The sequence below is a fragment of the Halorientalis pallida genome (genome assembly GCF_049605515.1).
In the GTDB taxonomy this organism is placed as follows: domain Archaea; phylum Halobacteriota; class Halobacteria; order Halobacteriales; family Haloarculaceae; genus Halorientalis; species Halorientalis pallida_A.
This window is the reverse complement of record NZ_CP187158.1, coordinates 1,969,505-1,995,192: the sequence shown is the minus strand read 5'-3', so window position 1 is coordinate 1,995,192 and position 25,688 is coordinate 1,969,505. Positions and strand designations below refer to the sequence as shown.

General features: G+C 68.4%; 23 protein-coding genes. 13 read left to right on the top strand and 10 right to left on the bottom strand.

The window, feature by feature from the left end:
• The first annotated feature begins 12 nt into the window (after positions 1 to 12).
• From ACOZ4N_RS11750 to ACOZ4N_RS11735, 4 genes are all read left to right on the top strand, one after another.
• The gene (locus ACOZ4N_RS11750; protein ID WP_424016570.1) at positions 13 to 1,515 is read left to right on the top strand and encodes a carboxypeptidase M32; all 1,503 of its coding nucleotides are present in this window, start codon (positions 13 to 15) and stop codon (positions 1,513 to 1,515) included.
• 127 nt (positions 1,516 to 1,642) lie between these two features.
• A complete protein-coding gene (locus ACOZ4N_RS11745) occupies positions 1,643 to 3,037 on the top strand; it encodes a PAS domain-containing sensor histidine kinase (RefSeq protein ID WP_424016569.1) in 1,395 nt (464 codons plus the stop codon).
• Positions 3,038 to 3,101: 64 nt separating this feature from the next.
• Entirely contained in the window at positions 3,102 to 3,938 is an 837-nt protein-coding gene (gene ubaA / locus ACOZ4N_RS11740) for an SAMP-activating enzyme E1 (RefSeq protein ID WP_424016567.1), read from the top strand.
• A gap of 118 nt (positions 3,939 to 4,056) precedes the next feature.
• Entirely contained in the window at positions 4,057 to 4,425 is a 369-nt protein-coding gene (locus tag ACOZ4N_RS11735; RefSeq protein ID WP_424016566.1) for a DUF5658 family protein, read from the top strand.
• Here the strand turns inward: ACOZ4N_RS11735 and ACOZ4N_RS11730 are convergent.
• The 3 genes from ACOZ4N_RS11730 to ACOZ4N_RS11720 are packed head-to-tail and all read right to left on the bottom strand — an operon-like array spanning position 4,401 to position 6,420.
• Positions 4,401 to 4,871: a desampylase gene (locus ACOZ4N_RS11730; RefSeq protein WP_424016565.1), complete on the bottom strand. Its 471-nt coding sequence runs from the start codon at positions 4,869 to 4,871 to the stop codon at positions 4,401 to 4,403. The two genes, ACOZ4N_RS11735 and ACOZ4N_RS11730, sit on opposite strands and share 25 nt — an antisense overlap.
• A gap of 1 nt (position 4,872) precedes the next feature.
• The gene (locus ACOZ4N_RS11725) at positions 4,873 to 5,787 is read right to left on the bottom strand and encodes a cobalamin-binding protein (RefSeq protein ID WP_424016564.1); all 915 of its coding nucleotides are present in this window, start codon (positions 5,785 to 5,787) and stop codon (positions 4,873 to 4,875) included.
• A gap of 30 nt (positions 5,788 to 5,817) precedes the next feature.
• Positions 5,818 to 6,420 carry a hypothetical protein gene (locus ACOZ4N_RS11720; RefSeq protein ID WP_424016563.1) on the bottom strand — a complete coding sequence of 201 codons (603 nt, stop codon included), beginning with the start codon at positions 6,418 to 6,420 and terminating at the stop codon, positions 5,818 to 5,820.
• A 104-nt stretch (positions 6,421 to 6,524) separates the two neighbouring features.
• Here ACOZ4N_RS11720 and ACOZ4N_RS11715 point away from each other — a divergent pair, with 104 nt between their 5' ends.
• The 3 genes from ACOZ4N_RS11715 to ACOZ4N_RS11705 are packed head-to-tail and all read left to right on the top strand — an operon-like array spanning position 6,525 to position 8,002.
• Positions 6,525 to 7,127, top strand: coding sequence for a DUF6663 family protein (locus ACOZ4N_RS11715; RefSeq protein ID WP_424016562.1), 603 nt, complete (start codon positions 6,525 to 6,527; stop codon positions 7,125 to 7,127).
• Positions 7,128 to 7,169: 42 nt separating this feature from the next.
• Positions 7,170 to 7,523, top strand: a complete 354-nt coding sequence (locus ACOZ4N_RS11710) for a hypothetical protein (RefSeq protein WP_424016561.1) — start codon at positions 7,170 to 7,172, stop codon at positions 7,521 to 7,523.
• 47 nt (positions 7,524 to 7,570) lie between these two features.
• On the top strand, positions 7,571 to 8,002 hold the full coding sequence (locus ACOZ4N_RS11705; protein ID WP_424016560.1) for an acyl-CoA thioesterase: 432 nt from the start codon (positions 7,571 to 7,573) through the stop codon (positions 8,000 to 8,002).
• On the opposite strand, the gene ACOZ4N_RS11700 is transcribed toward ACOZ4N_RS11705, so the two are convergent.
• A complete protein-coding gene (locus tag ACOZ4N_RS11700; protein WP_424016559.1) occupies positions 7,999 to 8,622 on the bottom strand; it encodes a hypothetical protein in 624 nt (207 codons plus the stop codon). The two genes, ACOZ4N_RS11705 and ACOZ4N_RS11700, sit on opposite strands and share 4 nt — an antisense overlap.
• Positions 8,623 to 8,728: 106 nt before the next feature.
• Between ACOZ4N_RS11700 and ACOZ4N_RS11695 the strand changes: the two genes are divergently transcribed.
• The 4 genes from ACOZ4N_RS11695 (at position 8,729) to ACOZ4N_RS11680 (ending at position 15,764) form a co-directional block, all read left to right on the top strand.
• Entirely contained in the window at positions 8,729 to 9,907 is a 1,179-nt protein-coding gene (locus ACOZ4N_RS11695) for an MBL fold metallo-hydrolase (RefSeq protein WP_424016558.1), read from the top strand.
• An 81-nt stretch (positions 9,908 to 9,988) separates the two neighbouring features.
• Positions 9,989 to 11,566, top strand: coding sequence for a hypothetical protein (locus tag ACOZ4N_RS11690; protein WP_424016557.1), 1,578 nt, complete (start codon positions 9,989 to 9,991; stop codon positions 11,564 to 11,566).
• 81 nt (positions 11,567 to 11,647) lie between these two features.
• Positions 11,648 to 14,857 carry a PGF-CTERM sorting domain-containing protein gene (locus ACOZ4N_RS11685; RefSeq protein WP_424016556.1) on the top strand — a complete coding sequence of 1,070 codons (3,210 nt, stop codon included), beginning with the start codon at positions 11,648 to 11,650 and terminating at the stop codon, positions 14,855 to 14,857.
• Between the two features lie 133 nt (positions 14,858 to 14,990).
• Entirely contained in the window at positions 14,991 to 15,764 is a 774-nt protein-coding gene (locus ACOZ4N_RS11680; protein WP_424016555.1) for an SDR family NAD(P)-dependent oxidoreductase, read from the top strand.
• A 5-nt stretch (positions 15,765 to 15,769) separates the two neighbouring features.
• Here the strand turns inward: ACOZ4N_RS11680 and ACOZ4N_RS11675 are convergent, their stop codons facing one another.
• The 5 genes from ACOZ4N_RS11675 to ACOZ4N_RS11655 all read right to left on the bottom strand — a co-directional run bounded on the left by ACOZ4N_RS11675 (position 15,770) and on the right by ACOZ4N_RS11655 (position 23,094).
• On the bottom strand, positions 15,770 to 17,119 hold the full coding sequence (locus tag ACOZ4N_RS11675; protein WP_424016554.1) for an MFS transporter: 1,350 nt from the start codon (positions 17,117 to 17,119) through the stop codon (positions 15,770 to 15,772).
• Between the two features lie 122 nt (positions 17,120 to 17,241).
• Entirely contained in the window at positions 17,242 to 18,462 is a 1,221-nt protein-coding gene (locus ACOZ4N_RS11670) for a carboxypeptidase-like regulatory domain-containing protein (protein ID WP_424016553.1), read from the bottom strand.
• A 109-nt stretch (positions 18,463 to 18,571) separates the two neighbouring features.
• Positions 18,572 to 19,543 carry a sugar kinase gene (locus ACOZ4N_RS11665; RefSeq protein WP_424016552.1) on the bottom strand — a complete coding sequence of 324 codons (972 nt, stop codon included), beginning with the start codon at positions 19,541 to 19,543 and terminating at the stop codon, positions 18,572 to 18,574.
• 90 nt (positions 19,544 to 19,633) lie between these two features.
• Complete coding sequence (gene mutL, locus ACOZ4N_RS11660; protein ID WP_424016551.1) at positions 19,634 to 21,817, bottom strand: DNA mismatch repair endonuclease MutL; 2,184 nt, start codon at positions 21,815 to 21,817, stop codon at positions 19,634 to 19,636.
• A 65-nt stretch (positions 21,818 to 21,882) separates the two neighbouring features.
• On the bottom strand, positions 21,883 to 23,094 hold the full coding sequence (locus ACOZ4N_RS11655; protein ID WP_424016550.1) for a CynX/NimT family MFS transporter: 1,212 nt from the start codon (positions 23,092 to 23,094) through the stop codon (positions 21,883 to 21,885).
• Between the two features lie 150 nt (positions 23,095 to 23,244).
• On the opposite strand from ACOZ4N_RS11655, the gene ACOZ4N_RS11650 reads away from it, so the two are divergent.
• On the top strand, positions 23,245 to 23,427 hold the full coding sequence (locus ACOZ4N_RS11650; protein ID WP_424016549.1) for a hypothetical protein: 183 nt from the start codon (positions 23,245 to 23,247) through the stop codon (positions 23,425 to 23,427).
• 59 nt (positions 23,428 to 23,486) lie between these two features.
• On the top strand, positions 23,487 to 24,245 hold the full coding sequence (locus ACOZ4N_RS11645; RefSeq protein WP_424016548.1) for an SDR family NAD(P)-dependent oxidoreductase: 759 nt from the start codon (positions 23,487 to 23,489) through the stop codon (positions 24,243 to 24,245).
• On the opposite strand, the gene ACOZ4N_RS11640 is transcribed toward ACOZ4N_RS11645, so the two are convergent.
• Positions 24,242 to 25,525, bottom strand: a complete 1,284-nt coding sequence (locus ACOZ4N_RS11640) for a DUF4382 domain-containing protein (protein ID WP_424016547.1) — start codon at positions 25,523 to 25,525, stop codon at positions 24,242 to 24,244. The two genes, ACOZ4N_RS11645 and ACOZ4N_RS11640, sit on opposite strands and share 4 nt — an antisense overlap.
• Positions 25,526 to 25,688: the final 163 nt, after the last annotated feature.

The following is a 25,688-nucleotide window of genomic DNA, read 5'->3' as shown; positions in this document are numbered from 1 at the left end:
GAAGGTCCGCGCATGGCAACGGATCAAACCGAACAGTCGGACGTGTACGAGTCCCTCACGGCGCACGTCCGCCGGATGACCAACGTCGGCAACGCCGCCGGGGTCCTCAACTGGGATCAGCAGGTGATGATGCCCGAGGGCGGCACGCCCGCCCGCTCACAGCAGACCGCCGCGCTGTCGGCGCTCCACCACGAACTGCTCACCGACGACGACCTGGCAGAGTATCTGGAGACGCTGGACGGCCGGGACCTGGACGGCGACCGGGCCGCCGTCGTCCGCGAGGTCCGCCGCGAACACGAGCGCGCGACCCGGGTCGACGGCGACCTGGTCGAGGAGATCTCCGAGACCACGTCCAACGCCCTCCCGAAGTGGGAGCAGGCGAAGGCCGAGGACGACTGGGACGAGTTCGCCCCCACCCTCGAACGGATCGTCGAGTTGAAACGCGAGTACGCCACCCAGATCGACCCCGACCGCGACCCCTACGAGGTGCTGTTCGAGGAGTACGAGCCCTACCTCGGGATCGACACGGCCGAGCGCATCCTCGAACGCCTGCGCGAGGAACTGGTGCCGCTGATCGACGAGATCGAGGCCAGCGACGCCGACCTCGCCGATCCCTTCGAAGGCACCTATCCCGAAGAAGACCAGGAGGCCCTCGTCCGCGAGGCACTGGACACCCTCGGATACGACTGGGATCGGGGGCGACTCGACACCGCCGCCCACCCGTTCTCGATGGGGACGCAGTTCGACGCCCGCGTGACGACGCGGTTCAAACCCGACGATCCGCTCGACGCGCTGGGCTCGACCATCCACGAGTTCGGCCACGCGACGTACACCCTCGGTCTGCCACAGGACGAGTACGGGACGCCGCTGGGCCAGTCCCGGGACCTCTCGGTCCACGAGTCCCAGTCCCGGCTCTGGGAGAACCACGTCGGCCGCTCCCGACCGTTCTGGGACCTGTTCGGGCCGACGGTGAACGACCACCTCGGGACCGACGTGTCGCCCCGCGAGCTGTACGAGGCGGCCAACCAGATCTACCCGGACAACCTCATTCGGGTGGAAGCGGACGAACTCACCTACCACCTCCACATCATCCTCCGGTTCGAGATCGAGCGCGACCTCGTCCGCGGTGATCTGGAAGTCGACGAGATTCCGGGGGTCTGGAACGACAAGATGGACGAGTACCTCGGCATCCGGCCCGACACCGACGCCGAGGGTTGTCTGCAGGACATCCACTGGACCCACGGCAACTTCGGCTACTTCCCCACCTACTCGCTGGGGAGCGTGCTGGCCGCCCAGCTCTTTGCGGCCGCGGAAGACGACCTCGGCGATCTGGACGAGGACATCCGGAACGGGGAGTTCGACGACCTCCACGACTGGCTCACCGAGAACGTCCACCGGCACGGCTGTCGGTACACGACCGACGACCTGATCGAGGAGGCCACCGGCGAGGCGTTCACCGCCGACTACTTCGTCGACTACGCTCGCGAGAAGTTCGGCGACCTCTACGGGCTCTGAGCGCGACACCCGCCGGGCCGTCTCGGGCCGCGCCGATATCCCGATTCCGGGCTACGTACGCCCGTCGAGCGCGTTTGTGGTCGAGTCGGTCCGGCATCTTTTCAGGCTCGGTCACTTACTATGGGTAATGTACACTGTGCGCGCTGACGGGCCGAGACCGAACATCGCGCCCCCCGAAGACGTCCTCGATACCCTCGACGAGGTCTACTACTATTTGTCACCGGACGGCCAACTGCGACAGTGGAACGAGCGCCTCTCCGAAGTCACCGGGTACAGCGACGCGGAGATCGCGGAGAAGTCCGCCATGGAGTTTTTCGGTCCCGACGACGCCGAGACCATCGCCGACGCCATCGGGACGGTCGTCTCCGAACAGCGACAGGTGATCGTGGAAGCCGACTACCGGACCAAAGACGGCGAGTTCGTGCCCTACGAGTTCTCGGGCAAACCCGTCGTCGAGGACGGCGAAGTGACCGGCGTCATCGGTATCGGTCGGGAGATAACCGAACGCCGCCAGCGCCAGCGGCGCCTGGAGACGATCACCGACAACATCCCGATCGTCCTGTTCGCGATCGACGGCGACGGCGAGATCGTCCTCTCCCGCGGGAAAGGGCTCGCCACTCTCGGCCTCGAACCCGACGCCGTCGTCGGCGAGTCGGCGTTCGACGTCTACGCCGACAACCCAGCGCTACTCGCGGATATCGAGCGGGCACTCGGTGGCGAGGCGTTCCGCTCGACCGTCGACGTCGACGGCGCCGTCTTCGAGACGTGGTACCAGCCGATAACGGAACGGGGAGAAGTCACCAGAGTCGTCGGCGTCGCACGGGACATCACCGCGAACAAGAACTACGAGAACCGGCTCGAACGGCAGCGGGACGGTCTGAAACTGCTGAACCGGATGGTCCGCCACGACATCCGCAACGACCTGCAACTGATCCTGCTGCACCTCGAACGACTCGAAACCAACGTCGAACCGGCCCACGGCGACCGCGTCGGGACCGCCATCGAATCGACGCAGAACGCCATCGCACTCACGCGGACCGCCCGTGACCTGGCGGACGTGATGCTACAGTCCGAGTCGTCCCTCGAACGGGTTGACTTAGCCGAGGCCGTCGAGACGCCGCTCGCCGACGTCCGCGCGTCGTACCCGGAGGCGACCCTCGCGATCGAGGGGACGCTCCCGAACACGGCCGTCCTCGCGGACGACATGTTACACTCCGTCGTCCGCAACCTGCTGACCAACGCCGTCCAGCACAACGACACGGACGCCCCGACGGTGACTGCCTCGGCCACCGAAACGGACGAGGAGGTCGTCCTGCGGGTCGCCGACGATGGGCCGGGCATCCCCGACGGCCGGAAAGACGAGGTGTTCGCCCGTGGCGAGAAGGGCCTCGAGAGCGAGGGGACGGGGATTGGTCTCTATCTCGTCCGGGAACTCGTCGACCGGTACGGCGCCCAGGTAGCGATCGAGGACAACGACCCCGAGGGAACGGTGTTCTCGGTCACTCTCCGGCGGGCGGACTGACTCCAGTTCGCCATCTGTGACTGTTCGACCGCACGCTTAACCGCCCCGCCCGCCAAACCCGGATATGAGCGACCTCAATCTCGACCCCACGCAACTGGACCGGTACTCCCGGCACATCATCATGGACGACGTTGGGCCCGAGGGCCAGAAGGCGCTGCTGGACGCCGACGTACTCGTCCTCGGGGCCGGCGGCCTGGGCTCGCCGATCATCCAGTATCTGGCGGCCGCGGGCGTCGGCAGGCTGGGAATCGCCGACGACGACGTGGTCGAACGCTCCAACCTCCAGCGCCAGATCGTCCACGCCGACGCCGACGTGGGCCGGCCGAAAGTCGAGAGCGCCGCCGAGTTCGTCGCCGACCTCAACCCCGACGTGACCGTCGACGCCCACGAGACCCGCGTGACCGCCGACAACGTCGACGAGTTGATCGCCGACTACGACTTCGTCGTCGACGGCAGCGACAACTTCGAGACGCGCTTTCTCGTCAACGACGCCTGCACGCTCGCGGGTGTCCCCTTCACCCACGGCGCGATCTACCGCTTCGAGGGCCAGATCACCTCCTTCACCGAGGGCCGCCCCTGTTACCGCTGTCTGTTCCCCGAAGCGCCGCCGGCCGGCGAGATTCCCGACTGCTCGGAGGCTGGAGTACTGGGCGTCCTCCCCGGAACCGTGGGCTGTATCCAGGCCACCGAGACCGTCAAGTGGATTCTGCAGGACGCCGGCCTCGCCCCCGAGGCCGACACGCTCGACGGCCGGATGATATTCTACGACGCGATGGACATGACCTTCGAGGAAGTCCCGGTCCAGCCCAACCCCGACTGCCCGGTCTGCAGTGACGACCCCGCCATCTCCTCCGTCCAGGACGTGGAGTACGTCGAGACCTGCGCCATCGGCGCGGACTGAGCCAGCGACGGGGCCGTCGGAACGACCCACCTGCATCTAGTTTTCATTTTCTATAACTGGGCGCGTATATTTATCATGCATTTCCGGCAACCTGTAGGCAGTCAGGTGGTCCCCCTCGATGTCAATCTCATCACTCGAAACTGAACTGCCGGCGTTCGGACTCGAAAAGCCCGGCTACGTCGAGTCGGTGTTCGCACTGGTGTTCGTCTGGGGTTTCGGCGACGCCGTCTCGACGCTGATCGCGCTGGCCTTCACCGGCGACGTCGGGATGGAGGCCAACCCCTTCGTGCGGCAGTTGCTCGCCCACCACCCCCTGCTGATGCTCGCGATGAAGGCCGCCGTCGCGCTGATCGTCGGCGTCACGCTGTTGACCTACCGCGACACCATCGAGCGAGTGCCGCTGTGGCGCTCCTGGATCCTCACCGTCACGGGTCTCGGGACCCTTATCGTCGTCACGAACGTCTACGTCGGGCTGTCGGCCATCTGAACCGCCACCACTTCCTGCTCGAAGCCCTCGCCCGTCCAGCGCCACGACCCGACGAACGGTTCCGCGCCGCCCAGCGCGACGATCACGTACGAGTAGCCCGCCCAGGTCGCCTGCCGCTCGTCCGTCCGACTCGGTGCCGGCGGCCCCGCCGGGTGCGAGTGGACGAACCCGACCACTTCCCGGCCCGCGTCCTCGATGGCCTGCATGTGTGCCAGCTGTTCTTCGGGATCGAGTTCGTAGGCCGTCCGCGGGGCCTCGGCGACGTTTGCGGCCCGCCGGTAGCGGTCGGCGTGGCTCGCGGGCGCGGCGCGCCCGCTCGCTCGTTCCGAGGGCTCCTTCCAGTCGCCCTCGCGTGCGCCCCCGAGCACCCCACAGCACTCCTCGGGGTCGCGCTCCCGAGCGTGCGCGATGATCTCGTCGTACACCCCGCGGGTCAGTTCGAGCATCTCAGGCCAGCACGCCCGGGAACGGTCGGACGACCGAACTCGGCGGCACGTCGAACAGATCCGGGTGTACGCACGCCGCCAGGTGTTCGAGCGTGTCGACCAGCCGCGGCCCGGGCCGGTTCACGTAGTGGTGCCCGTCCATCGCGAAGGCCCGCCCGTTCTCCACCGCGGTCAGGTCAGCCCACCCGTCGCGGTCGAGCAGGTCGTCGCGGTTGCGCTCGGTCTGGTCCAACTCGAACCCACAGGGCGCGGCCACCAGCACCTCGGGGTCGTACTCCCGAACCTCCTCGAACTCCCGGGGCTCGGACCGCGCGCCCGGGTCGGCCATGCCGTACGCGCCGCCCGCCAGCTCGACCATCTCCGGAATCCAGTGGCCCGCGACCATCACGGGATCGAGCCAGTCCAGCACCGCCACGCGCGGGCGCTCGTCGGCGGCCGCCGCCGTTCGCTCGACCGCCGTGACGCGCTCGCGCAGGTCCGCGACGAGTTCCGCGGCGCGCTCGCTCGTCCCCGTCGCGTCCCCGATCCGGCGGATGTCAGCAAACACGTCGTCGAGACTGTGGGGGTCGGTCGTGAGGACGGCGGCGTCCAGATCCAGCCGTTCGACGGCGTCACGGACCAGCACCTCGTCGACGGCACACACGTCACAGATACCCTGTGAGACGATCAGATCGGGGTCCAGTCGTTCCAGGGTGTCGAGGTCGATCTCGTAGACGCCGTCGCCACTCGCCTCGGCGTCGGCGACCTGCTGGTTTATCTCCCGACTGCTCGCCTCGGGGTCGACCCGCGAGCGGTTGACGGCGGGCACGTCGGCGGCGGCTGGCGGGTGGTCACACTCGTGGGAGACGCCGACGGGTTCCAGCCCCAGGGCGTAGACGATCTCCGTCGCCGAGGGGAGCAGCGAGACGATGCGCATGGGGCGGCTACGGCCCCCGTCCTGAAAAAATCAGAGATCCCGGGGCTTGTCGATGGGGTCGTCGACCTCGTCGGCGTGGCCGATCACCCACTCCAGCGGGACCAGCTTGGTTCGCTTGCCAACGTCGAGACGGATCTTGTCCGGTTCGTTCTCGCGGTGCTGGTGTTCGATGGGCGGCGCTTCCGCGACGATGCCTTCGGTCGTGTAGCCGTAGACCGTGCTGTCCTGCCCGCCCTCGTAGTAGAGCAGGTGGTCGCCTTCGACGTACCGCGAGGCTCTGGCCACCGCTTCCGCCGACGGCTGTTCGGTGGAGACGTCCCGGTCCGACGGGTCGACCAGCAACGCCTCGTCCCCGGCGTCCGGTCGCTCGCCGCCGCGACGCGCGAGCTGTTCCTCGACGACGGTGAACCCGACCACCTCCGCAATGTCGCGTTCGTCGGCCCACTCGGTCAGTGCCGCCGACACCGCGTCGGTCGTCAGCTCCGAACGGGACTCGGCGGCCAGCGTCGACCGCTCGACGAACCGGTCTCCGCCCGCAGTCTCGTACTCGACGACGAGCCGAAACGTAACCTGTTCGCCACGCGAGACGACTCCGATCTCGAACTCACTCCCGGCTATTGAAACCTTGCCCATGCGCGTTCACTCTGCCTCTCCGCAAGATTTTGCGTTCTGGTTAATATGGTTCCGGATTGTATCACATCCACGAAGCTAAATGCCCGGCAGGGCAAGTCCCGGTGATGACGGCGACCGAATCCGGGACCTATCGGGTCTACGGGAGCGACCGCGGCGAGGGGGAGTTGAGCTTCGTCGAGCAGGGGACCGAACAGCCGACCTACGTCCGCACCGACGGGTACGACGACCCCCTGGCCGACGCCGTCGCCGACCTCCGCCCGGGCAACCTCGTCGAGGCCACGCTCGACTGGAGCCAGGAACCGGCCGCCATCACCGACCTGACCCTCCTGAACCGCACGCTGCTGTTCGTCGCCGACGACACGCCGGACATCTTCGAGCGTGCCAGGGAGGCCTTCCAGCAGGCTCGCACCGAGGAGATGCCGATCTACCCGACACAGACGTTCGACACCGACGGCGAACCCAACGGCGTCCTCTACGTCGTCGCCAGACAGGCCGGCGAGCGCGACCTGTTCGCCGAGTTCTGTGACGGCCGCAAGACCATCGAGCCGATGCTCGGAAAGATCGAGGCCGGCGGCGTCGACCCGCCCTACGAGGTGTTCTGCATCCGCCCCGCGACCGAACCCTTCTTCGTGATCTACATCGCGCTGGACGCCGGCGGCCTGCTCGCCGAGACGCTCCACGACGAGTACGATCCCGAACACCCCTGACCGCGCCCCAAGAGCCAAACATCGTTCGGCGCTAGGTGGGCTATGTCCACCCCCGAGGAGATCTACGAGCGCATCGAGAACCGCCTCGTGAGCCACGGCATCTACGTGACCGACTTCGAGCGGGGCGACCCCCTCGAAATCACCTACGAGACCGTCCACGCCGGGGCAGACGGGACCGTCCCCGACCGGGACATCGGTCGCCTCTGTAACGTCCTCCGGGAGTTCCGCGAGGAGGGCTGGGAGCCGGTCGACCTCCGGGCGGTCGTCACCGACCTCGACGGCGAACGGCTGGGGTCGTGGGAGGCCGAGGCCGCCTGGTTCCGAAAGCTGGGGCGCGACGAGATCAGCGAAACCGAGTTCTCACAGCGGGTGCTGGAGACCGTCGACACGGCCTGACCGCTCCACCGAAAGGAGTAACTGCCGGGCGCTCGCCTCCCTCTGGCATGAACGTCCCCGTCGTCTGGGAGAACCGCGTGCGCTTCGAGGAGACCGACATGCAGGGCGTCGTCTTCTACGCCAACTACGTCACGTTTCAGGACGAGACCTTCTCCGCGTTCCTCCGGGAAATCGGATACAGTTACCAGGACGTGGAGACGGCCGGGTGGGACGTCCACGTCGTCAACGTCGACATGGACTACCGCGGGCAGGCCACCTTCGCCGACGAACTGGTCCACGGCTACCGCATCGAGCGCCTCGGCGAGTCGAGCATGACCGGCGAGTACGTCGCCCGCCGGGCCGACGACGAGGAACTCCTCGCCGAGGGGACCGTCACCCACGTCGCCGTCGACAGTGAAACCGGCGAGCCGACCCGCATCCCCGACGCCTTCCGCGAGGCCGTCGCCGCGTTCCAGGACACCCCGCCGGAAGAGAGCTAACACACCGGTTTCGGGTCGATTCCCATGTCGTCCAGCGTCGCCACGTAGTCGTCGTACGCCGCCGCGACGGCCGCCTCGGCCGCCGTCGCGGCCCGTTCCCACTCGTCGTCGGACTCGCAGAGATCCGCCAGCAGCGCCAGCCCCGCGTCACGGCGGTCGTCGGCCTCGCTTCGGACCGCACGGATCAGATCGGCCCGTCGCTCGTCGGCCTCGTTGACGAAGAAGTTGACCGCCTGCAAGAGGATGCGGTCCAGCACGAGCGAGGCGCCGACGAGGCCGGCCGCCGCTCGCTCGCCGTCGCCGTCCTGCCCGCCGACCCCCGTTTCGACGCCACTTTCGTCGGGCACCGCATCCAGGTCCGCGTCGAGGCGGTCGGCGTGGTCGCCCGCGGTCTCGGCGGCCGTCGCGAACGCCTCGGCGACCCGTTCGTCGTCGGTTTCCTCGCTCCACCGCCGGAACGCGTCGGCGTGGAACAGTTCGGTGGCGGCCAGCACGCCCAGCACGGTGTCGGTGTCGAGGTCGGCCCCGGTCGCGGCCAGCAGGGCCTTGTCGGAGCCGAGCCGTTCGAGGGCCGTCCGCTCGTTCTCCCGCACTCGGTCGAGAAACTGCTGTCCGTCCATACCCTCCGTTGGACAGCCGGCGGTTTAGCTTTCCGGGCCCCGTCACGATCGTTCGTCGCCCCCCAGTCCCGGGCCGTTTATTCACCACGGCGGCCTACCCACGGCCATGAGCGACTACCCCGAACCCGACGTGGCCGTCGAGTCGCGGTCGCCGGAGTGGCTGGCCGACCGACTGGCCGCTGGCGACCCCGTCCGCCTGCTCGACGTGCGCAACCGCGACGCGTTCGACGACTGGCAGATCGCGGGGCCGTCGGTCGAGGCCACGCTCGTCCCGTACATGCAGTGGCTCCAGGCCGAGGTGCAGGACAGCGTCGCCGACCGCGCCGCCGAAATCGACGGTGAGGGCCCGATCACCGTCGTCTGTGGCAAGGGCGAGGCGAGCGCCTACGTCGCCGGCCTGCTCACCGAGGCCGGACTCGACGCCCACAACCTCGCCGAAGGGATGCAGGGCTGGGCCCGCGTCGCCCGCACCGTCGAACTGGCCGGCGATACCGCGACGGTCGTCCAGTTCCAGCGGCCCGCGAGTGGCTGTCTCTCCTACCTGATCGTCGCCGGCGACGAGGCCGCCGTGATCGACCCGCTCCGGGCGTTCACCGACCGCTACGTCGACGCGGCCGCCCAGCGGGACGCCGAGATCACGACCGTCGTCGACACGCACATCCACGCCGACCACGTCAGCGGCCTCCGCGAACTCGCCGCCGAGACCGGGGCGACGCCAGTCCTGCCCCGGCTGAGCGTCCAGCGCGGCGTCGAGTACGAGACCGAGACGATCATCGACGGCGAGGAACTCGCGGTCGGCGACGCGACGCTCCGGGCGGTCCACCTGCCCGGCCACACCACGGGGATGACCGCGTTCGCCGTCGGCGACCGCCTGCTCTCGGGGGACAGTCTCTTTCTCCAATCGGTTGCTCGCCCGGACCTCCAGCGCGGCGAGGGTGGCACGGAGGCGCTGGCGGCCCAGCTCTACGAGTCCCTGACCGAGCGCCTGGCCGACTTCGACGACGACACGCTGGTCGCACCGGGCCACTACAGCGAGGGGACCGACCCCGCCGCGGACGGTGCGTACGCCGCCAGTCTCGGGGACCTGCGCGAGCGCCTGCCGGTCTTCGGGATGGAGCGGACGGCGTTCACCGCCCGGATCATGCGGGACATACCGCCCCAGCCCGACAACTTCGAGCGCATCGTCGCCGCAAATCTCGGCCTGGAGGAACTGGACGACGACGCGGCCTTCGAGGTGGAACTCGGGCCGAACAACTGCGCCGCGACTCCCTCGCTCGGGGAGTGACCGACGGGAAGATATTTAGGACGAGCGACAGTTTCTCCGACAACTGGTGGTCGACCGGGTGTCGATCACGGCCCTCCACGGATGTCACTGGAACGAACGAACCGCCTGCTCGTCGGTGTACTGCTCGCCGTAGCCCTGTTCTCGGTATCGTCAGCCGCCGTCGCCGGAACGCCCGCAACCGAACTGGCACAGACGACGGACGAAACCACGAACGACTCGACTGCGAACGCGACAGTCGGGAACCTTACGGTCTGGACCGCGCCGACGGGTGCGTTCGCGGAACTGACCTCCCCGGCGGCAATCGACGAGGCGAGACGCGAGGGCCGGTTGACGCGGGTCCGACCGGAACCGGTGACTCCGAACACACCGTGGTCGACACGGGACAACCGGAGTGAAGTCGCAGTGAACGACACGGTCGTGTTCTCGGTCCACGTGCCGGGTCTGGCCGAGGCCGTCGCGGCGGCGAACGACACCGACTCGGCGGCTCCGGTGCTACCTCGGGTGCTGAATCGCTCCCCCTACGAGTTCCGGATGCAACAGACCTGGGACACGACGCGAAGCCACGGCCGGCCGAAACTGCTGAACCTGTCGGCGACGCTGGCTGCCGACGGCCTCGGGACGGTCGCCGACGACCGCGACGGCACGCTGTACGTCGTACTCCGGCCGGACCGTGCTGTTCTGGAAACGGAGTCCCGGGATGGCGTCTCGCTCCGCGACGGGCAGGCGTATCGCGTGGCCGTCACGGCCGGCACCGGCGACGGCGCGACCACCGTCACGGCCGAGTGGCGGGCCGTCGAGCGAGCGGTATCGTACGACACAGTGGTCGGCGGCGAGATCGTCGCACGGGGCGGACACCGAGAGTGTGCGCCGGTCGCGGGCGAAACGTCGGTCGCGCCGGGCACCGATCTCCGGGTCGACCTGTATCCGACCGACCCGAAATACGGCTGGTGGTCGACCTACACGACCGTCGACCGTTCCGGTCGGTTTTTCGCCTGCGTGGATACCTCGAAGGTCCCCTCGAACGTTTCGCTGAACGTGTCCATCGAGGGCGTCCCGGACTCCAATGGGGTGATCGTGGGCGGCGCGTACGAGTCTACCACCCTCGACGCCGAGCGAACGGCCAACGGCAACGTGACGGTGGCGGGAACGATCTGGACAGAGAGCTTCGTGGCGCTGTACGCGGTTCCAGACGACGCCATCGGCCTCCTCGAGCGGGGCCAGCCCCCGAACTGCACGGGGCGCGGTATCCTGTCCACAGTCGCGAACTGGTCTCGGGTTGGGACCAGTGACCGCCTCCAGGGCGGCCAGCAGACGGTCCGGCTCGACCCGCCGACCGACGCCGGCACGTCCGGGCGGCTCGTTGCGGTGGTCCACCCGAGCCGCGACCGCGACGACCGACTGGACTTCCCCGGGAGCGACTTCCCGGTGTGTACGGCGGGGACGCTGGAGGGGAGCATCGTGGCCCCCGCAGCCGGGAACGGATCGAGGCCTGCCAAGAACGCGACGGCGGTCTCGACGACCGAGAGATCACCGATCCCGGACGGCACGCACGCTACTGCGACCAGTTCGACCACTGCCGCGAACGGCCCCGGTTTCAACCCCATCGCGGCTGTCCTCGCACTGCTCGTCGTCGCTCTAATGACAGGCCGCCAGCGATGACCGACGGGAAGATATTTAGGACGAGCGACAGCTTCTCCGACAACTGGTGATCGACCGGGTGTCGATCACGGCCCTCCACGGATGTCACTGGAACGAACGAACCGCCTGCTCGTCGGTGTACTGCTCGCCGTAGCCCTGTTCTCGGTGTCCGCGACTGTGGTTTCGGGAGCGCCCGCGGCCGAACGGGGGCAGACGGCGGACGAAACCACGAACGCGACGCCGACCGATTCGACTGCGAACGCGACAGTCGGCAACCTCACGGTCTGGACCGCGCCGGGGGACGACTTCGCGAATCTGACCTCGCCTGCGGCCGTAGAAGCGGCCACACGCGAGGGCTGGCTGACCAGGAGTCGGACGGTCGCCGAGGACGATACCGTCGTGTTCGAACTGCCTGCACCGGGCCTGGTGGAGGCGGTCGCGGCGGCGAACGGCACCGACTCGGACGCGGCGGCGTTCGTGCGGCACCTGGCGGATTCCGAGACCGACCAGTTGCGGGTGCGACAGACGCCCGCAACATCGGGAACGATGGTCGTTGAAAAAGTCCTCAACCTGTCGGCGACGCTGGCTGCCGACGGGCTTCGAGTAGTGCCCGACACGCGGAACGGAACGCTGTACGTCGCACTCCGGACGGATCGTGCCGTCCTCGGCCGCGACGGTAGCCACAGGCTGTCGCTCCAGGACGCCGAGGACTACCGCGTGAACCTCACCGTCACGGACGGGAACACCACGACCAGTTCGTCGGTCGTGTGGGGTATCGTCGAACGGCGGCTCGCCTTCGACACCGGTGGCAGCAAGGGGTGGGTCGTCGTCCGTCTCGGCCAGCCGTGCACGGTCGTCTCGGGCGAGACCGCGGCCGCGCCCGGCACGGACATCGAGTTGCGCCTGCGCTCGACGGAGACCCACCGTCTCCAGGCGACCGCGCGGGCGACCGTCGATTCGGCCGGTGAGTTCGCCACCTGCATCGACACGACCGGCATCGACCGGAACGCGACGCTCGCCCTGGGAGCCGCGACGTTCGACTCCGATTACGACCATCCCGTCCAGCACAATTCCTCCGCCCCGCCCGCGACCCCGGACGGAGACCCAGCGGTCTGGATCGCACCGACCGAGCGATTCGGGGACATCACTTCGCCTGCGGCCGTCCAGACGGCCAGACGGAGCGACTGGCTGACCCGGACGCGAACGGTCGCCGAGGGCGATACCGTCGTGTTCGGCCTGCCCGCGCCCGGACTGGTCGAGGCCGTCGGTGCGGCGAACGGTACTGATTCCGACGCGGCGGCACTCGTCCAGGTCCTGAACCGGTCGGACACCTACGATTTCCGGGTGGCACAGACCGACGATACCACGACGACGATGGCCGCACCCAAGGAACTGAACCTCTCGGCGACACTCGCGGCCGATGGGCTCCGGGTCGTCCCCGACGAACGGAACGGGATGCTGTACGTCGCACTCCGGACGGATCGGGCCGTCGTCGACCGCGGTAATGGCTATCCGTTGGCGTTCGAGGACGGTGAGGACTACCGGGTGAACCTCACTGCCACCGCCGACAACACCACGACCAGTTCGACGGCGGAGTGGTCGGTCGTCGTCCACTCTATCGATTTCGACGGCGAAATCGAGGGCGAAGACCCGTTCGACGAACCGCACCTCGCCCGTTTCGGCCAGCGATGCACGGTCGTCTCCGGCGAAACGCCCCTCGCGCCCGGGACCACAATCCCGCTCGTCCTGCGCTCGAACGAGAGCGGTCCCGTTCGGGCGTCCGCTCGGGCGACCGTCGCCCCGTCCGGCGAGTTCGCCACCTGCGTCGACACGACCGGGATCGACCGGACTGCGACGCTCGTCCTGGGGGCCGCCGGATTCGACGACGACTACAACGTCACCGTCGTCGACAGACAGTTCGATCCGGCCGCCGATGCGGCGGGTATTCGGAGTGTCTGGATCGCGCCCACGGAGCGATTCGGGGACCTGACCTCGACAGCCGCGGTCGACGATGGCAAGCAGTACGGGTGGTTGACCCGGAATCGAACGGTCGCGGTGAACGACACCGTGGTGTTCGCGGTACATGCGCCGGAACTGACGGACCGGATCGAACTGGCCCGCGGGAACGACTCGGCCACCGAGCGGTTCGTGGAGCTGGTGAACCGGTCGTCTGTCTATCACTTCGGGATGGAGCAGACTCCGGATACGTCGATGGCATCCAACCGAGAGAACGTCCTGAACCTCTCGGCGACGCTGGCCGCCGATGCGATCCGGGCCGTCCCCGACGACGCGAACGGCACGCTGTACGTCGCGCTTCGGACTGACCGAATCGTCCTCGATCACAACACGGTGGGCACGGGACCGGTTGACCATGGCGAGGAGTACGAGGTGAAATTCACCATCGGGTCCGACCGTAATTCGACCTCGTCGGTGGTCGAGTGGTCGGTCGTCGAACGGGCAATAACCTTCGACGACGAGCGGTCGGTGGGCATCGTCGTCGACGACCTCGGAGAAGCGTGTACGCTTCTCTCGGGAATCACGACGGTCGCACCAGGAACGCCACTCCGGATCACGCTCGGCTCAAGAGACGGTGCGGTCCGGACGACCCATGGCACGACGGTCGGCCAGTCCCGACAGTTCTCTGCCTGTGCCCACACGACCGGGATTCCGGCCGATGCGGTGCTGGACCTGCGCGCCGACGAGATACCTCACCTGCGGACCGTCCTCGTCGAGAACCGGACTGGACCGCTGGCGGTGACCATCGACGACGTGGACGAGTCGTCCCTTTCCGGGTACCGCACCTCGCGCAACAGCAGTGGATTCGTCACATTGTACGCAGTTCCCAACTCTACCGACCGCGGCGAATCAACGTGGCTGTCCTGCCGAGACCGCCGGGTCGATGAAATCCTGTCGAACTGGACCCGATTCACGGTGAGTGATCTCCTCGAACCGGGACAGGAGTCCATCTATCTCGACATCGACGACACGGATATCGAATCTGGACCAAAGCTACTGGTCGCCGTCGCGCACCCTGATCGGGACGGCGACGGGGAGTTCGATTTCCTCGACGGTGACGACCCGGCCTGTGTTCAGGGCTCACTCGTGGCCGATGTCGTGACCACGCCCCCACCGGACGCGGGCGGCTCCGAGAACTCTTCGCAGACGACCGAACCTTCGACTTCGGTGACGACCGACGGTTCGCCGACGACGGCCGTGACGACGACTTCCAATCGGGACGGCCCCGGGTTCGGCCCCGTCGCCGCCACGCTCGCACTCCTCGCGGTCGCCCTGCTCGCACACCGCCGCTCCTGACCGTCGTTCCCGAAACCGGGCGTTTTCGTTTCCACCTAGTGCTGAAAAGCCGATCTGGGCTAACTCTGGAAACCCGAGACGACGCACTGCAAATTCTGGTAGGTTTATGACGGTGGAGCCAATCGTTCGGGCCATGCGACTGGAAGACAAGACGGTGTTCATCACCGGTGCCGGGTCCGGTATCGGGCAGGCCACCTCCCTGCGCTGTGCGGAGGAGGGTGCCTACGTGATCGCGACGGACGTCGACGAGGAGAGCGCCGAGGAGACCGCCGAGAAGGTCGAGGAACTCGACACGGGCGGGGCGGAAGCCCACCGCGTCGACGTGACCCAGGCCGACGAGTTCCAGGCGGCCGTCGAGGCCGTCCACGAGGACCACGGGCTGGACGTGATAATCAACAACGCCGGGACGGGCCACCCGCCCGCCGTCATGGAGGACATCAACGAGTCGATGCGTGACTTCGTGATCGACGTGAACCTCAAGGGTGTCTGGAACGGCTGTCACGCGGCCCTCCCGCTCATGAAAGAGCAGGGTCACGGCGCAATCGTCAACGTCGGCTCGCTGGCCTCCGTGTTCGGCCTGCCGCGCAACGCCGCCTACTCGATGACCAAGGGCGCGGTGCTGAACTTCACGCGCGCTATCGCCTCCGAAGCGGGTCGGGACGGCGTCCGGGCCAACACGGTCTGCCCCGGCTTCACCGACACGCCGCTGGTCGAGCAGATGCTGGCCACCTCGGACGACCCCGAGGCCGCCCGCGAGAAGATGGAGGAGGGCTACCCGCTCGGTCGCCTGGGCGAACCCGAGGAGATCGCCGACGCCATCGTCTTCCTCGCCTCCGACGAGGCCTCCTGGATCACCGGCGAGGGCCTGCTCGTCGACGGCGGCTACCGGGCCTCCGGCGGCGGATAGTCTTCTCACCCGTTCGGGTCGAACTCTTTGCCGAACACGAGGAACACGCCGGTCCCGACCAGCCCGATAGCCGTCGCCACGCCGAAGGCCAGTTCCGGCGAGACGGCGTCGTAGAGGTAGCCGCCGACCAGCGCGCTCGGGATCGTGAGCGTGTTCCGCAGGAGGTAGTACGCGCCCGTGACCCGGCCGCCCGCATTCTGTTCGGCCGGGCCGACGATCAGCGCCTTGTGCGCCGGCAGGCCCGCGAACCTGAGTCCCGAGAACGCAAAGAGCAGGCCCACAACCCACGGGTCGGCGGGCGCGTTGATCAGCAGGATCGGGAAGCTCGCGTAGACGGCGAAGCCGAGCGCGACGACGGGTTTCAGGCCCACGCGGTCGGCGAGTCTCGCCATCGGGACCATCGACGCCAGCGCGACGACCATCTCCACGGCCAGGAGAACGCCGAACAGCGCGTCCGGCGAGAGATAGCCCACCACCGGGAGCGTCGCGTCCACCGCCAGCAACTCCGTGACGACGATGACGAAGAAGACGTACACCATGCCGTTGGCGAAGCGCACGAGCGTATCGCCCGCCAGCAGTGGCGGGAGCGCGGACGGCATCGACCGGAGGTCGTCGGCGACCGCCGAGATTCCCTCGAAGGACTTCCCGATGCTGTCGTCGCTGGCGTCGTAGAGGACGTGCTGGGCGACCGTCGCGACCAGTCCGAACGCCGCGGCCACCAGGAGGACCGCCCGGAACCCGAGGTCGAACCCGTAGACGGCGATCAGGGCGGCCGCGAACAGCGGCCCGACGAGGAAGGCCAGCCGACGGACGGTCTCGGTACTCGCGAACCCGGTCGCCAGTCGCTCGGGCGGGACGGCCTGTTTGACCACCGCGAAGGTCGCGCCCAGCCCGAACGACTTCCAGGCCTGCGCGAGGAACAGTCCGAGGAAGATACCCACGGGGAGGACGACCGCCTCGACGGTCACGAGCGGGATGACTGAGGGATCGACGGTGACGGTGCCGACGAGGGGTGCGGCCAGCCACACCAGGAAGCCGACCGTCGAGGCCAGCCCGAACGCCGTCAGCGCCAGCCGCGATCCGATCCGGTCGGAGAGAGCGCCGCCGGGGTAGGGATAGACCGCGCTGATGAGGTTGCCGACGGTGCCGTACAGCCCGATAGCCAGTCCGCCCGCGCCCAGCAGGCTCATGTAGCGAGGCACGTACCGGCCGGTCATCTGGAAGCCCAGGCTAAAGGCGAACATCGCCACCGAGAGGACCAGCACGTCCCGTTCCAGCGCGAAGAAGGCCCGGAGCGTCCCCAGCACGCTCTCCCCGTCGTCTGCGATGGGGTCCCCCTCCGTGGCGTCGGCCATACCACCACTTGGGAGCTAGCCGAGTTAAATCGCGGTTCCGACGGCTCCCGTGTATAACGTTCCCAAACCAAAAGCGCGTCCGGCAGTCGATGGCGACAGACGCGTGGTCGGCGTCGGGCCGATCAGGCGCGTCGCCGCAGGACGAGGACGGCCAGCAGGGCGGCCACGACGGCGGCTACGGGCGTGAAGCCGGGCCCGATCCCGCTGGAGGTCGTCGACTCGTCTTCGGTCGTCTCGACTTCGGTGGCGGTGTCCTCGGGCGTGCCCTCGTCGGGGCTGAACCCTTCGACGGTCGCGCTGTCTTCGAGGTCGTCCGACTCGACGCGGATCGTGTTGACGCCGGAATTCTGGATACTGAACGTGAGTTCGCCCTGTTCGTTGGTCTCGCCCACGGACTCGCCGTCGACGGTGACCGTCGCCCCCTCGACGACCGTCCCGTACTCGTTTTCCACGTCGACGGTGACGTTCTCGCCGACGATGACCTGCGAGTTCGAGACGGTGAGGCTGATCGACTCTTCACGCTGAATGGTGGCGCTCAGCGTCGTCTGTTCCTCGTCGACGTCCAGTTGCTCCGTCACCGTCTCGTACCCCTCCTTCGTGATCTCGACCTCGAAGTTGGTGTTGACGGGGACGCTGGTGGTCGCTTCGCCGTCGGCGAGCGTCTGTGAGGTGTCACCGAGCTTGGGGATGGAGACGGTCGCGCTCTCGACCGGCCGGGCGGGGTCGAAGTGGTCGTCCTTCACGTCGAAGGTCACGAGTACGGACCCCGTCTCGATGCGGGTCGAGACGGACGTATTGTCGCCCACCTCGAAGGTGGTGCCGTTGGTGTAGTACCGCTCTTTGAGTGCCCGGAGCGTGTACTCGCCCTGTTCGATGGCGCCGGTCTGGTAGATCCCGTTCGCGTTCGTCCGGGTGTTGACGACGGTTTCGCCGTCGTGGAACAGCTGGACAGCGGCCTTGTTGACCGGCACGCCGCTCCGGTCGAGGACTCTGATGGTCGCGAAGCCCTTCTCGGCGACGGTGATCGTCACCGATTCCTGGCCGGCGTTGTCGACCTCGTACGGGGTGTTTCGTACGTAACTGTCACTCTGGACGGCGATGTCCACGTCCGCGCCCCGTGGCACGTCGATCAGTGCCTGGCCGTTCGAGGCGGTCGTCGCCGTCCGGTTCCCACCGTCCCAGGTCGCGGTCAACTCGGCACCGCCGACGGCCATGCCCACTTCGTTCTCGACCGTGACAGTGACCGTGACGAGGTCGCTCTGTGTTCGTTCTGCGGTCGTTACCGCCGGAACGGCGGCCACCACGACGACGACCGCGAGAAGCACCGTCGTTGTCCGGTTCATGTCCGATGAGTCGGAACACTCTCATATACGTTTGTCGGCTGTCACCGACCGACGCCGGCCCGAAACGATTTCTGCGAGGGCGGTATCGACGCTCTCGGCGCGTGTCGTGTTATCTGAGTGGGCCGCCACTTCCGCCCGGAGACCCGTCCTCCAGGTCCGCGATGACGTGCTCGACCTCCGCGGGGTCGATGGTCGGGACCGGCCCGTGGATCGTCCGGGTCAGCGCCGCTGCGGCCACCCCGTGTGCCAGCGCGTCGCCCACGTCGTCGCCCGCCAGCCGGCGGCCCAGGAACGCCCCGACGAAGGCGTCGTGTTGCCCGGTCACGTCGACCGCGTCGGTCTCGACGGCGTCGCGCTCGTGGATCGTCGCGTCGTGCCAGACCAGCGCCCCGTGTTCCCCGCGAGTCATCACGACCGTCTCGAAGTCGCCCTCGTTGGCGAGCTGGTGGGCCATCTCCGGCGGCTTCCCGGTCTGTTTCAGCACCCGCTGGGCCTCCTCGGTGTTGGTGACGAACACGTCGACGGCCGGAAACAGCTCCGCGATCGTCTCGCGTGCCTCCTCGCTGGACCACAGGTCGGGCCGATGGTCCAGCCCGAGGACCGACTTGCCGCCAGCGGCCCGCAACACCGCCTGTGTCGTCTCGACCACGTCCTCCGAGAGCGCCAGCGACTCGCCGCTGGCGAACACCGCCTCGGCGTCCTGGACCGTGTCCATCGGCAACCCACCCGGCTCGATGGTCTCCAGAGCCGTCCTGTCGCGGTCGTCGATGGTCGTACTCTCCCGGGGCGTCGTGCCGTGTTCGTAGAAAGTCAGTCCCTGTCGGCTCTCGTCGGCGTCGACCCACGATACGTCCGTCGTCAACCCGTGCCCGCGCAGCGTCGCGACCGCTCGCCGCCCCAGCGGCGTGTCCGACAGCTTCGACATCCAGGTCACGTCGGTCCCCAGTCTGCTCGCCGCGACCGCGACGTTGCTCGCCGCCCCCGTCGTCCACACGTCGAACTGTTCGGCCGTCTCCAGTCGTGCCGTCGGCGGCGGCGACAACCGCAACACCGCCTCCCCGAACGTCACCAGCTGTGTCATACAGGCAACATCGGAGTCGGGGGGTTTAGTTCGTGTGGTGGGTTCGCACGCTGACACCAGTACGCGCGCCGTCTCCGAATCTCGGCACGCTCAGCCGCCGTGCCCGGGGTAGTCCCGCTCGAACCGGTTCTCGATCTCCTCGTGGTCGAACTCGATGACGACCGGCCGCCCGTGCGGGCAGGCCCACGGGTTCTCACACTCGTCCAGCGCCGACAGCAGCGACACGACCGAGCCCTCCGTCAGCGACGTATTGCCCGTGATCGAGGGGTAGCAGGCCAGGTCCGCTAGCAGGTCGTCCGCCACCGCGTCGACGGTCTCGGCGGCCGCCGACTCTCCCGTGACGAAGGCCGACAGCACCTCCCGGATCAACTCCGGCCCGGCCGCCTGCGCGACCAGTTCCGGGACGGTCCGGACTTCGACGGTTCTCTCGTCTCGTCGTTCGGCCCGGAACCCCAGCCGTCGCAACGCCGGCTCGTACTCCTCGAACAGCGCCGCCTCCCGGGCCGTCAGCGACAACTCGACGGGATCGGCCAGCGCCTGACTCGTCGCGCCCTCGGCGAACCGGTCGCGCAACCGCTCGTAGTTGACCCGCTCGTCGGCGGCGTGCTGGTCGATCAACACCAGCCCGTCGTCGGTCTCGGCCACGAGGTAGGTGTCGCGGTACTGGCCCAGCACCCGCATCGACGGCAGGCGGTCGAACGACTCGCGCTCGCCGGTCGCGGGCTCGCCGTCGCCGAGCCGTGCCTGGTCCGTCCCTGGCCGGAACCGCCCGGCGCTCTCGCGGTCGTGCGGGGCCGCTGGCTCGCCCTCGCTTACAGTCCCGTCGCTCCGCCCTGTCCCGGTGTCGCCGGCGGGTCCCGGTTCGCTGTCCGTCCCGCCGGTCGCCCGCTCGCCACCCTCGTTTCGGGTCCGCTCGGTCTCTCGCCCCTCGTCCGCGCTGGCGTCGACTTCGGCGCTGGCATCGGCCCCTGACTCGGCCGTCCGGTCGGTCCCGCCCGACTGCTCCGGGTCGGCGTCCCGCACGTCGCCCGGCCCGATGGGCGAGCGGGCCGTCGTCTCGGGCGGTTCGGGCGTCTCGCCGCCCCCGGTTTCCCGTGCGTCTCGGTCCGCCGACTCGGCCGGATCGGACTCCTCGCCTGCACTGCCGCCGCGGTCGGGCGCGATCTCGGTCTGTTCGGGTGCGCTCCGGCCGCGGGGGGCCGACGAGCGGATCAGCCCCTCCCGGAGCAGGGCGTCCTCGACGGCGGCCCGGACCTGCTCGGCGACGCCCTCGGCGTCGGCGAAGCGGACCTCCATCTTCCGGGGATGGACGTTCACGTCCACGGTGTCGGCCGGCAGGGAGAGATCGAGGACGGCGAAGGGGTAGCGGTCGGGCGCGAGCTGGTTGCCGTAGGCCTCGACCACCGCATCCCGGACCGTCGACGAGCGGACGTACCGGCCGTTGACGTAGGTCGTGACGTACTCGCGGCTGGCCCGGTTGGTCTCGGGGTGGCTCACCAGTCCGGCCACGCCGTCGAGGGGTCCCTCCGGGAGGGCGTCCGTTTCGTCGTCGCTGTCCCCGTCGTCTCCCTCGCCCGTCTCGCCCCGGTCGACTTCGACCATCCCCGTGGCCACGTCGCGGCCGTAGACCGACAGCACGGCGCTCTGGAGGTCGCCCTGGCCGGTCGTGGCGAAGGTCTCGCGGCCGTCGTGGGAAAGCGAGACGGCCACGTCCGGGTTCGCCAGCGCGTAGCTCGTGACGATAGTGTTGACGTGCGCGAACTCCGTCCCGTCCTGTTTGAGGTACTTCCGGCGGGCCGGGACGTTGAAGAACAGGTCCTCGATCTCGATGGTCGTGCCCTCCGGACAGCCGGTCGGTTCGACGGTGGTGACCTCGCCGCCCTCGACGCGGAGTTTCGTCCCCGTTCCACCGCCGCGCGGCCGCGTCTCGATGGTCAGCCGCGAGACCGCGCCGATGGCGTGCAGTGCCTCACCCCGGAAGCCCAGCGTCGTGACGCCGGCTTCGAGGTCCTCGATGTCGCTGATCTTCGAGGTCGTGTGTTCCTGGACGGCCTTGCGGACCTCCGATTCGGTCATGCCGATCCCGTCGTCGCTGACGCGGATGCCGTCCTTCCCGCCGGACTCGACGGCGACCGAGACTCTGGAGGCGTCGGCGTCGAGGCTGTTCTCGACGAGTTCCTTCACCACCGAGGCCGGGCGCTCGACGACCTCGCCGGCCGCGATCCGCTCGACGGTCTGTCCGTCGAGTTCCCTGATCGTCCCGTCCTCGCTCATTAGAGTGGAGTGGCAGTCTCACGTACTTGAGTATTCGGACGGCCGGTCAGCGGCCGGAGTCGCAGTCACACGTCGCCAAGCGCCGCGCCGACGACGACCGCGACGACGCCGCCCCCGACCAGCACGCCGAACCCGGGGACGTACGAGCCCGTCAGGTCGTGGAGCGTCCCAACGAGGACGGGACCGAGGAAGCCGCCGATCTCGCCGACCGCGAAGACGAGGCCGACGGCGACGCCGGTCAACTCCGCCCCGATCCCGTCGAGATTCGGCGGAATCGCCCGGATCAGCGGCGAGAGTCCGCCGACGCCGAGCCCGGCGATCACGATGCCAAGCGCCGCGACGGCCGTGGCACCGCCCGCGATGACGCCGGCGACGCCGACCGCGGCGAGGCCGCCACAGCCGATCACCGCCCCGCGCCGGGCGTCCACCCGGTCGGCCAGCGTCGGGATCGCGAGGACGCCGACGACCTTCGCACCGACGAGCAGGGTCGTCGTCTGGCCCGCCCGGTCGGCCGACAGGCCGCGCGCTTCCAGCACCGTCGGGAGCCAGCCCTGCAACCCGTGGACCAGCGCGAGATACACGACGCCGAGGACGACCATCAGCCGCAGGTCGCGGTGGCCCAGCACCCGCCGGAGGTCCGTCCGGACCGAGGTCGACGCGCGCTCCCGGTCGCCGTCCGCGGCTCCGTTCCCACCGCTAATTGGCACGAGCCGGACGACCGCCAGCCAGACCACGGCGTACCCGAGCGCGGCGACGCCGCTCCAGAGAAAGAGCGGTCGCCACCCGCCCAGCAGGGGACCGACGACGGGCCGACCCAGCCCGAACGCGCTGGCCGTCCCGACGGCCGCGCCGACCATGTACAGCGACGACGGCAGGCCGGTCTCGGCGGGCGGAAAGAGCACGGAGACGAGTTTCGGGAGGCCGAAGGTGATCGCCGTCGCGCCGACGCCCAGGAGCAGGGTGGCGGCGAGCAGAGTCGGGAACCCGCCCGCGACGCTCCGGACGATCTGTGCGATCCCGGTCACGACGAGGCCGACCGCGAGACTCCGGGTCGGCCCGATCCGGTCGACCGCGAGGCCCGAGAACAGCGCGATGGGGATGTACGTCAGCGGCACCGCGCCGGCCAGCAGGCCCGCCTCCGTCCCACTGAGCCCGACCTCGGCGATGATCGTCGCCAGATAGGCCGGCAGGCTGAACCAGACGAAGGTGAGGCTGGTGTAACAGAGCGCCCCGGCGACGACGAGGCCGTAGCGCCGCGACGCGACCGACGAAGCCATTCGACGGAGGGTCGAGTCGGCGGTACTAAAGACCGTCCTCTCGGTTGCTCTGGAGTCGCTCGGCCAACAGGTCCAGCAGTGCCTGGAGTGCGCCCGTGTGTACCCGCCACGGATCGCCGGAATCATCAACCAATGTGAAAAAGACGGCGTATGCCACAGTCTATCGGGGACGGTGTCGTCGGAGTCGTCGGTGGGATCGCACTGCTGGCCGGTCTCTGGCTCGTCGTCATGGTGGTCTCGACCGACCAAATCGGGGTTCAGGCCGTGGGCTTTGGCGTCGGACTGGTGTTGCTCGTTCAGTCCGCCCTTTCATTCCACGCGGCCAGTCAGTGATCGGTACCGCGTGCCGGCCTGTCCCCGCCGCTTAAGTCCCATCCGCGACAGGCAGGGGTATGCGACTCGAAGGCAAAACGGCGTTCATCACTGGTGCTGGCTCGGGACTCGGCCGCGCGGCGGCGGAACGGTTCGCCGAGGAAGGCGCGACCATCGTCGCCGCCGACGTGGACGAGGACGGACTCGACGAGACCGCCAAGCTCGTCGAAGATCTGGGCGGCGAAGTCGCGACACACGAACTCGACGTGCGCGACGGCGACGCCTTCCGGGCGGCGGTCGACGCCGCCGCCGAGGAGTTCGGCCTCGACATCCTCCTGAACAACGCCGGCGTCTCCCACGACCGGATGGAGTTCGAGGCCATCGACGACGACGTGCGCGACCGCGTCCTCGACGTGAACGTCAAGGGCGTCTGGAACGGCTGTCAGGCGGTCCTGCCCCACTTCAAGGAACAGGGGTCGGGAGCCATCGTCAACACGGCGTCGCTGGCGGGCGTCATCGGCGCGCCCCAGTTGACGGGCTACTCGCTGTCGAAGGGCGCGGTCGTGAACTTCACGCGGGCCATCGCCGGGGAGGTCGGTCCCGCCGGCGTCCGGGTCAACGCGGTCTGTCCCGGCGTGACCGACACCCCGATGCCCCGGAAAGGTCAGACACAGGAAGAGTGGGAGGCCCGAAAAGAGGAGATGTCGCGGCACTACCCGCTGAAGCGGCTGGGTGAACCCGAGGACGTGGCCAACGCGATGTTGTTCCTGGCGTCGGACGAGGCCGACTGGATCACCGGCCAGGCGCTGGTGATCGACGGCGGCTTCTCCTGCTGTTAGAATTCGGTTTCGAGTTCCGCTTCACGCTCGCCCGCGGTGACTTTCACCTCGAACTCCTCGGCGTCGGCCGGCACGGCCACCGTGACGCGGCCGTCGGCGTCGGTGGTGCCGACCCGCTCGCCGTCGACGGTCACCGTCGCGTTCGCCACCGCCGACCCGTTGGCCGTCACCGAGATCGTCGCGTTCCCGCCCGGCGCGACCTCGCCGACGAACGTCGCGTTCAGGGACCGCTCGTCGTCGGAATCCGTCTCGTTCTCGTCGTCCTCGCGTTCCCCGTCGGTCTCGTCCTCGTCGTCGGACTCCGTTTCGTTCTCCTCGCGCTCGTCCTCGTCTCGCTCGTCCTCCCGCTCGTCCTCTTTCTCGTCGCTATCGTCCTCCTCACGTTCGTCTTCGTCTTCCTCGGCCTCCATCTCGCGCTCGTCGCCCTCGGACTCGAATTTCACGCGGAGGTCGGCCACGTCGTCGCCGGCTTTCACCACGAGCTCGAACTTCGTCTCGTCGGGAATCGCGACGGTAACCCGGCCGTCGGCGTCGGTGGTGCCGACCCGCTCGCCGTCGATCTCGACCGTGGCGTTTTCGACGGGTTCGTCGTCACGGGTCACGTCGAGGGTGGCGTTCCCGCCGCGGGCAACCGAGTCCTCGTCGGCGAACTCGACCTCCAGGTCCGCGTCGACGGGGTCGATGGGCACGTCGGTACCGGACTGGCTGACGACCGGCCGGAGGATGTACTTCCCGCTGTTGCCGGCCTTGTGGACCGCGATGTCGAACACGAAGTCGGTCGACGTGTTCGCGCCGACGGTGAACTCCGAGTTCAACTGCAACTTCTCGCTGGGCAGTTTCACGCGGACCTGTTCCCCGGTGGTCAGCGTCGCGTTCACGTCGCTGACGTAGGCGAACACCTTCGTGTACGTGCCGTTCTCGGGCTGGACCGTGGTCAGCCGCGTCGCGTTCGCGCCCTGCAGCCGGGTCAGGTCCACCGTTCGGTCGTCGACGGCGTGTTCGGACCAGCCGCCTTCGGCCCGCTGGAAGCCGATCTCCGAGATGGTGACGTTCAGGTGCTCGAAGTCCGCGATGGCGTTCTCCTGGTCGCTGACGTAGAAGTTCACGCCAGTCTGTGCCGCCTGCGTGATCACGACACGACTCGTCTGTGTCGGTTCGCCGTCCGCCGTGGTCGGTGCGCCGTCCGTGGCGGTCGGTGTCCCGTCGCCGACGCCGCCGGAACAGCCCGCGAGGACGAGCATGCCGGCGAGCGCCAGCGCTGTGAGTGCTTTCCGTTTCATACCCGGTAGTTGCCGATGCCGGGAATATCTCTTGTGGCCGTCACGAGAACCAGTGACGTGGTTCCGGCCGGTCAGTGCCGTCGGAAAGCGGCCCGAGTTCCTTCGACCGGGTCCCGCCCCGAAAGCCACCGGTAGAATCATTTCGCTCCCGTGCGCCCATCCG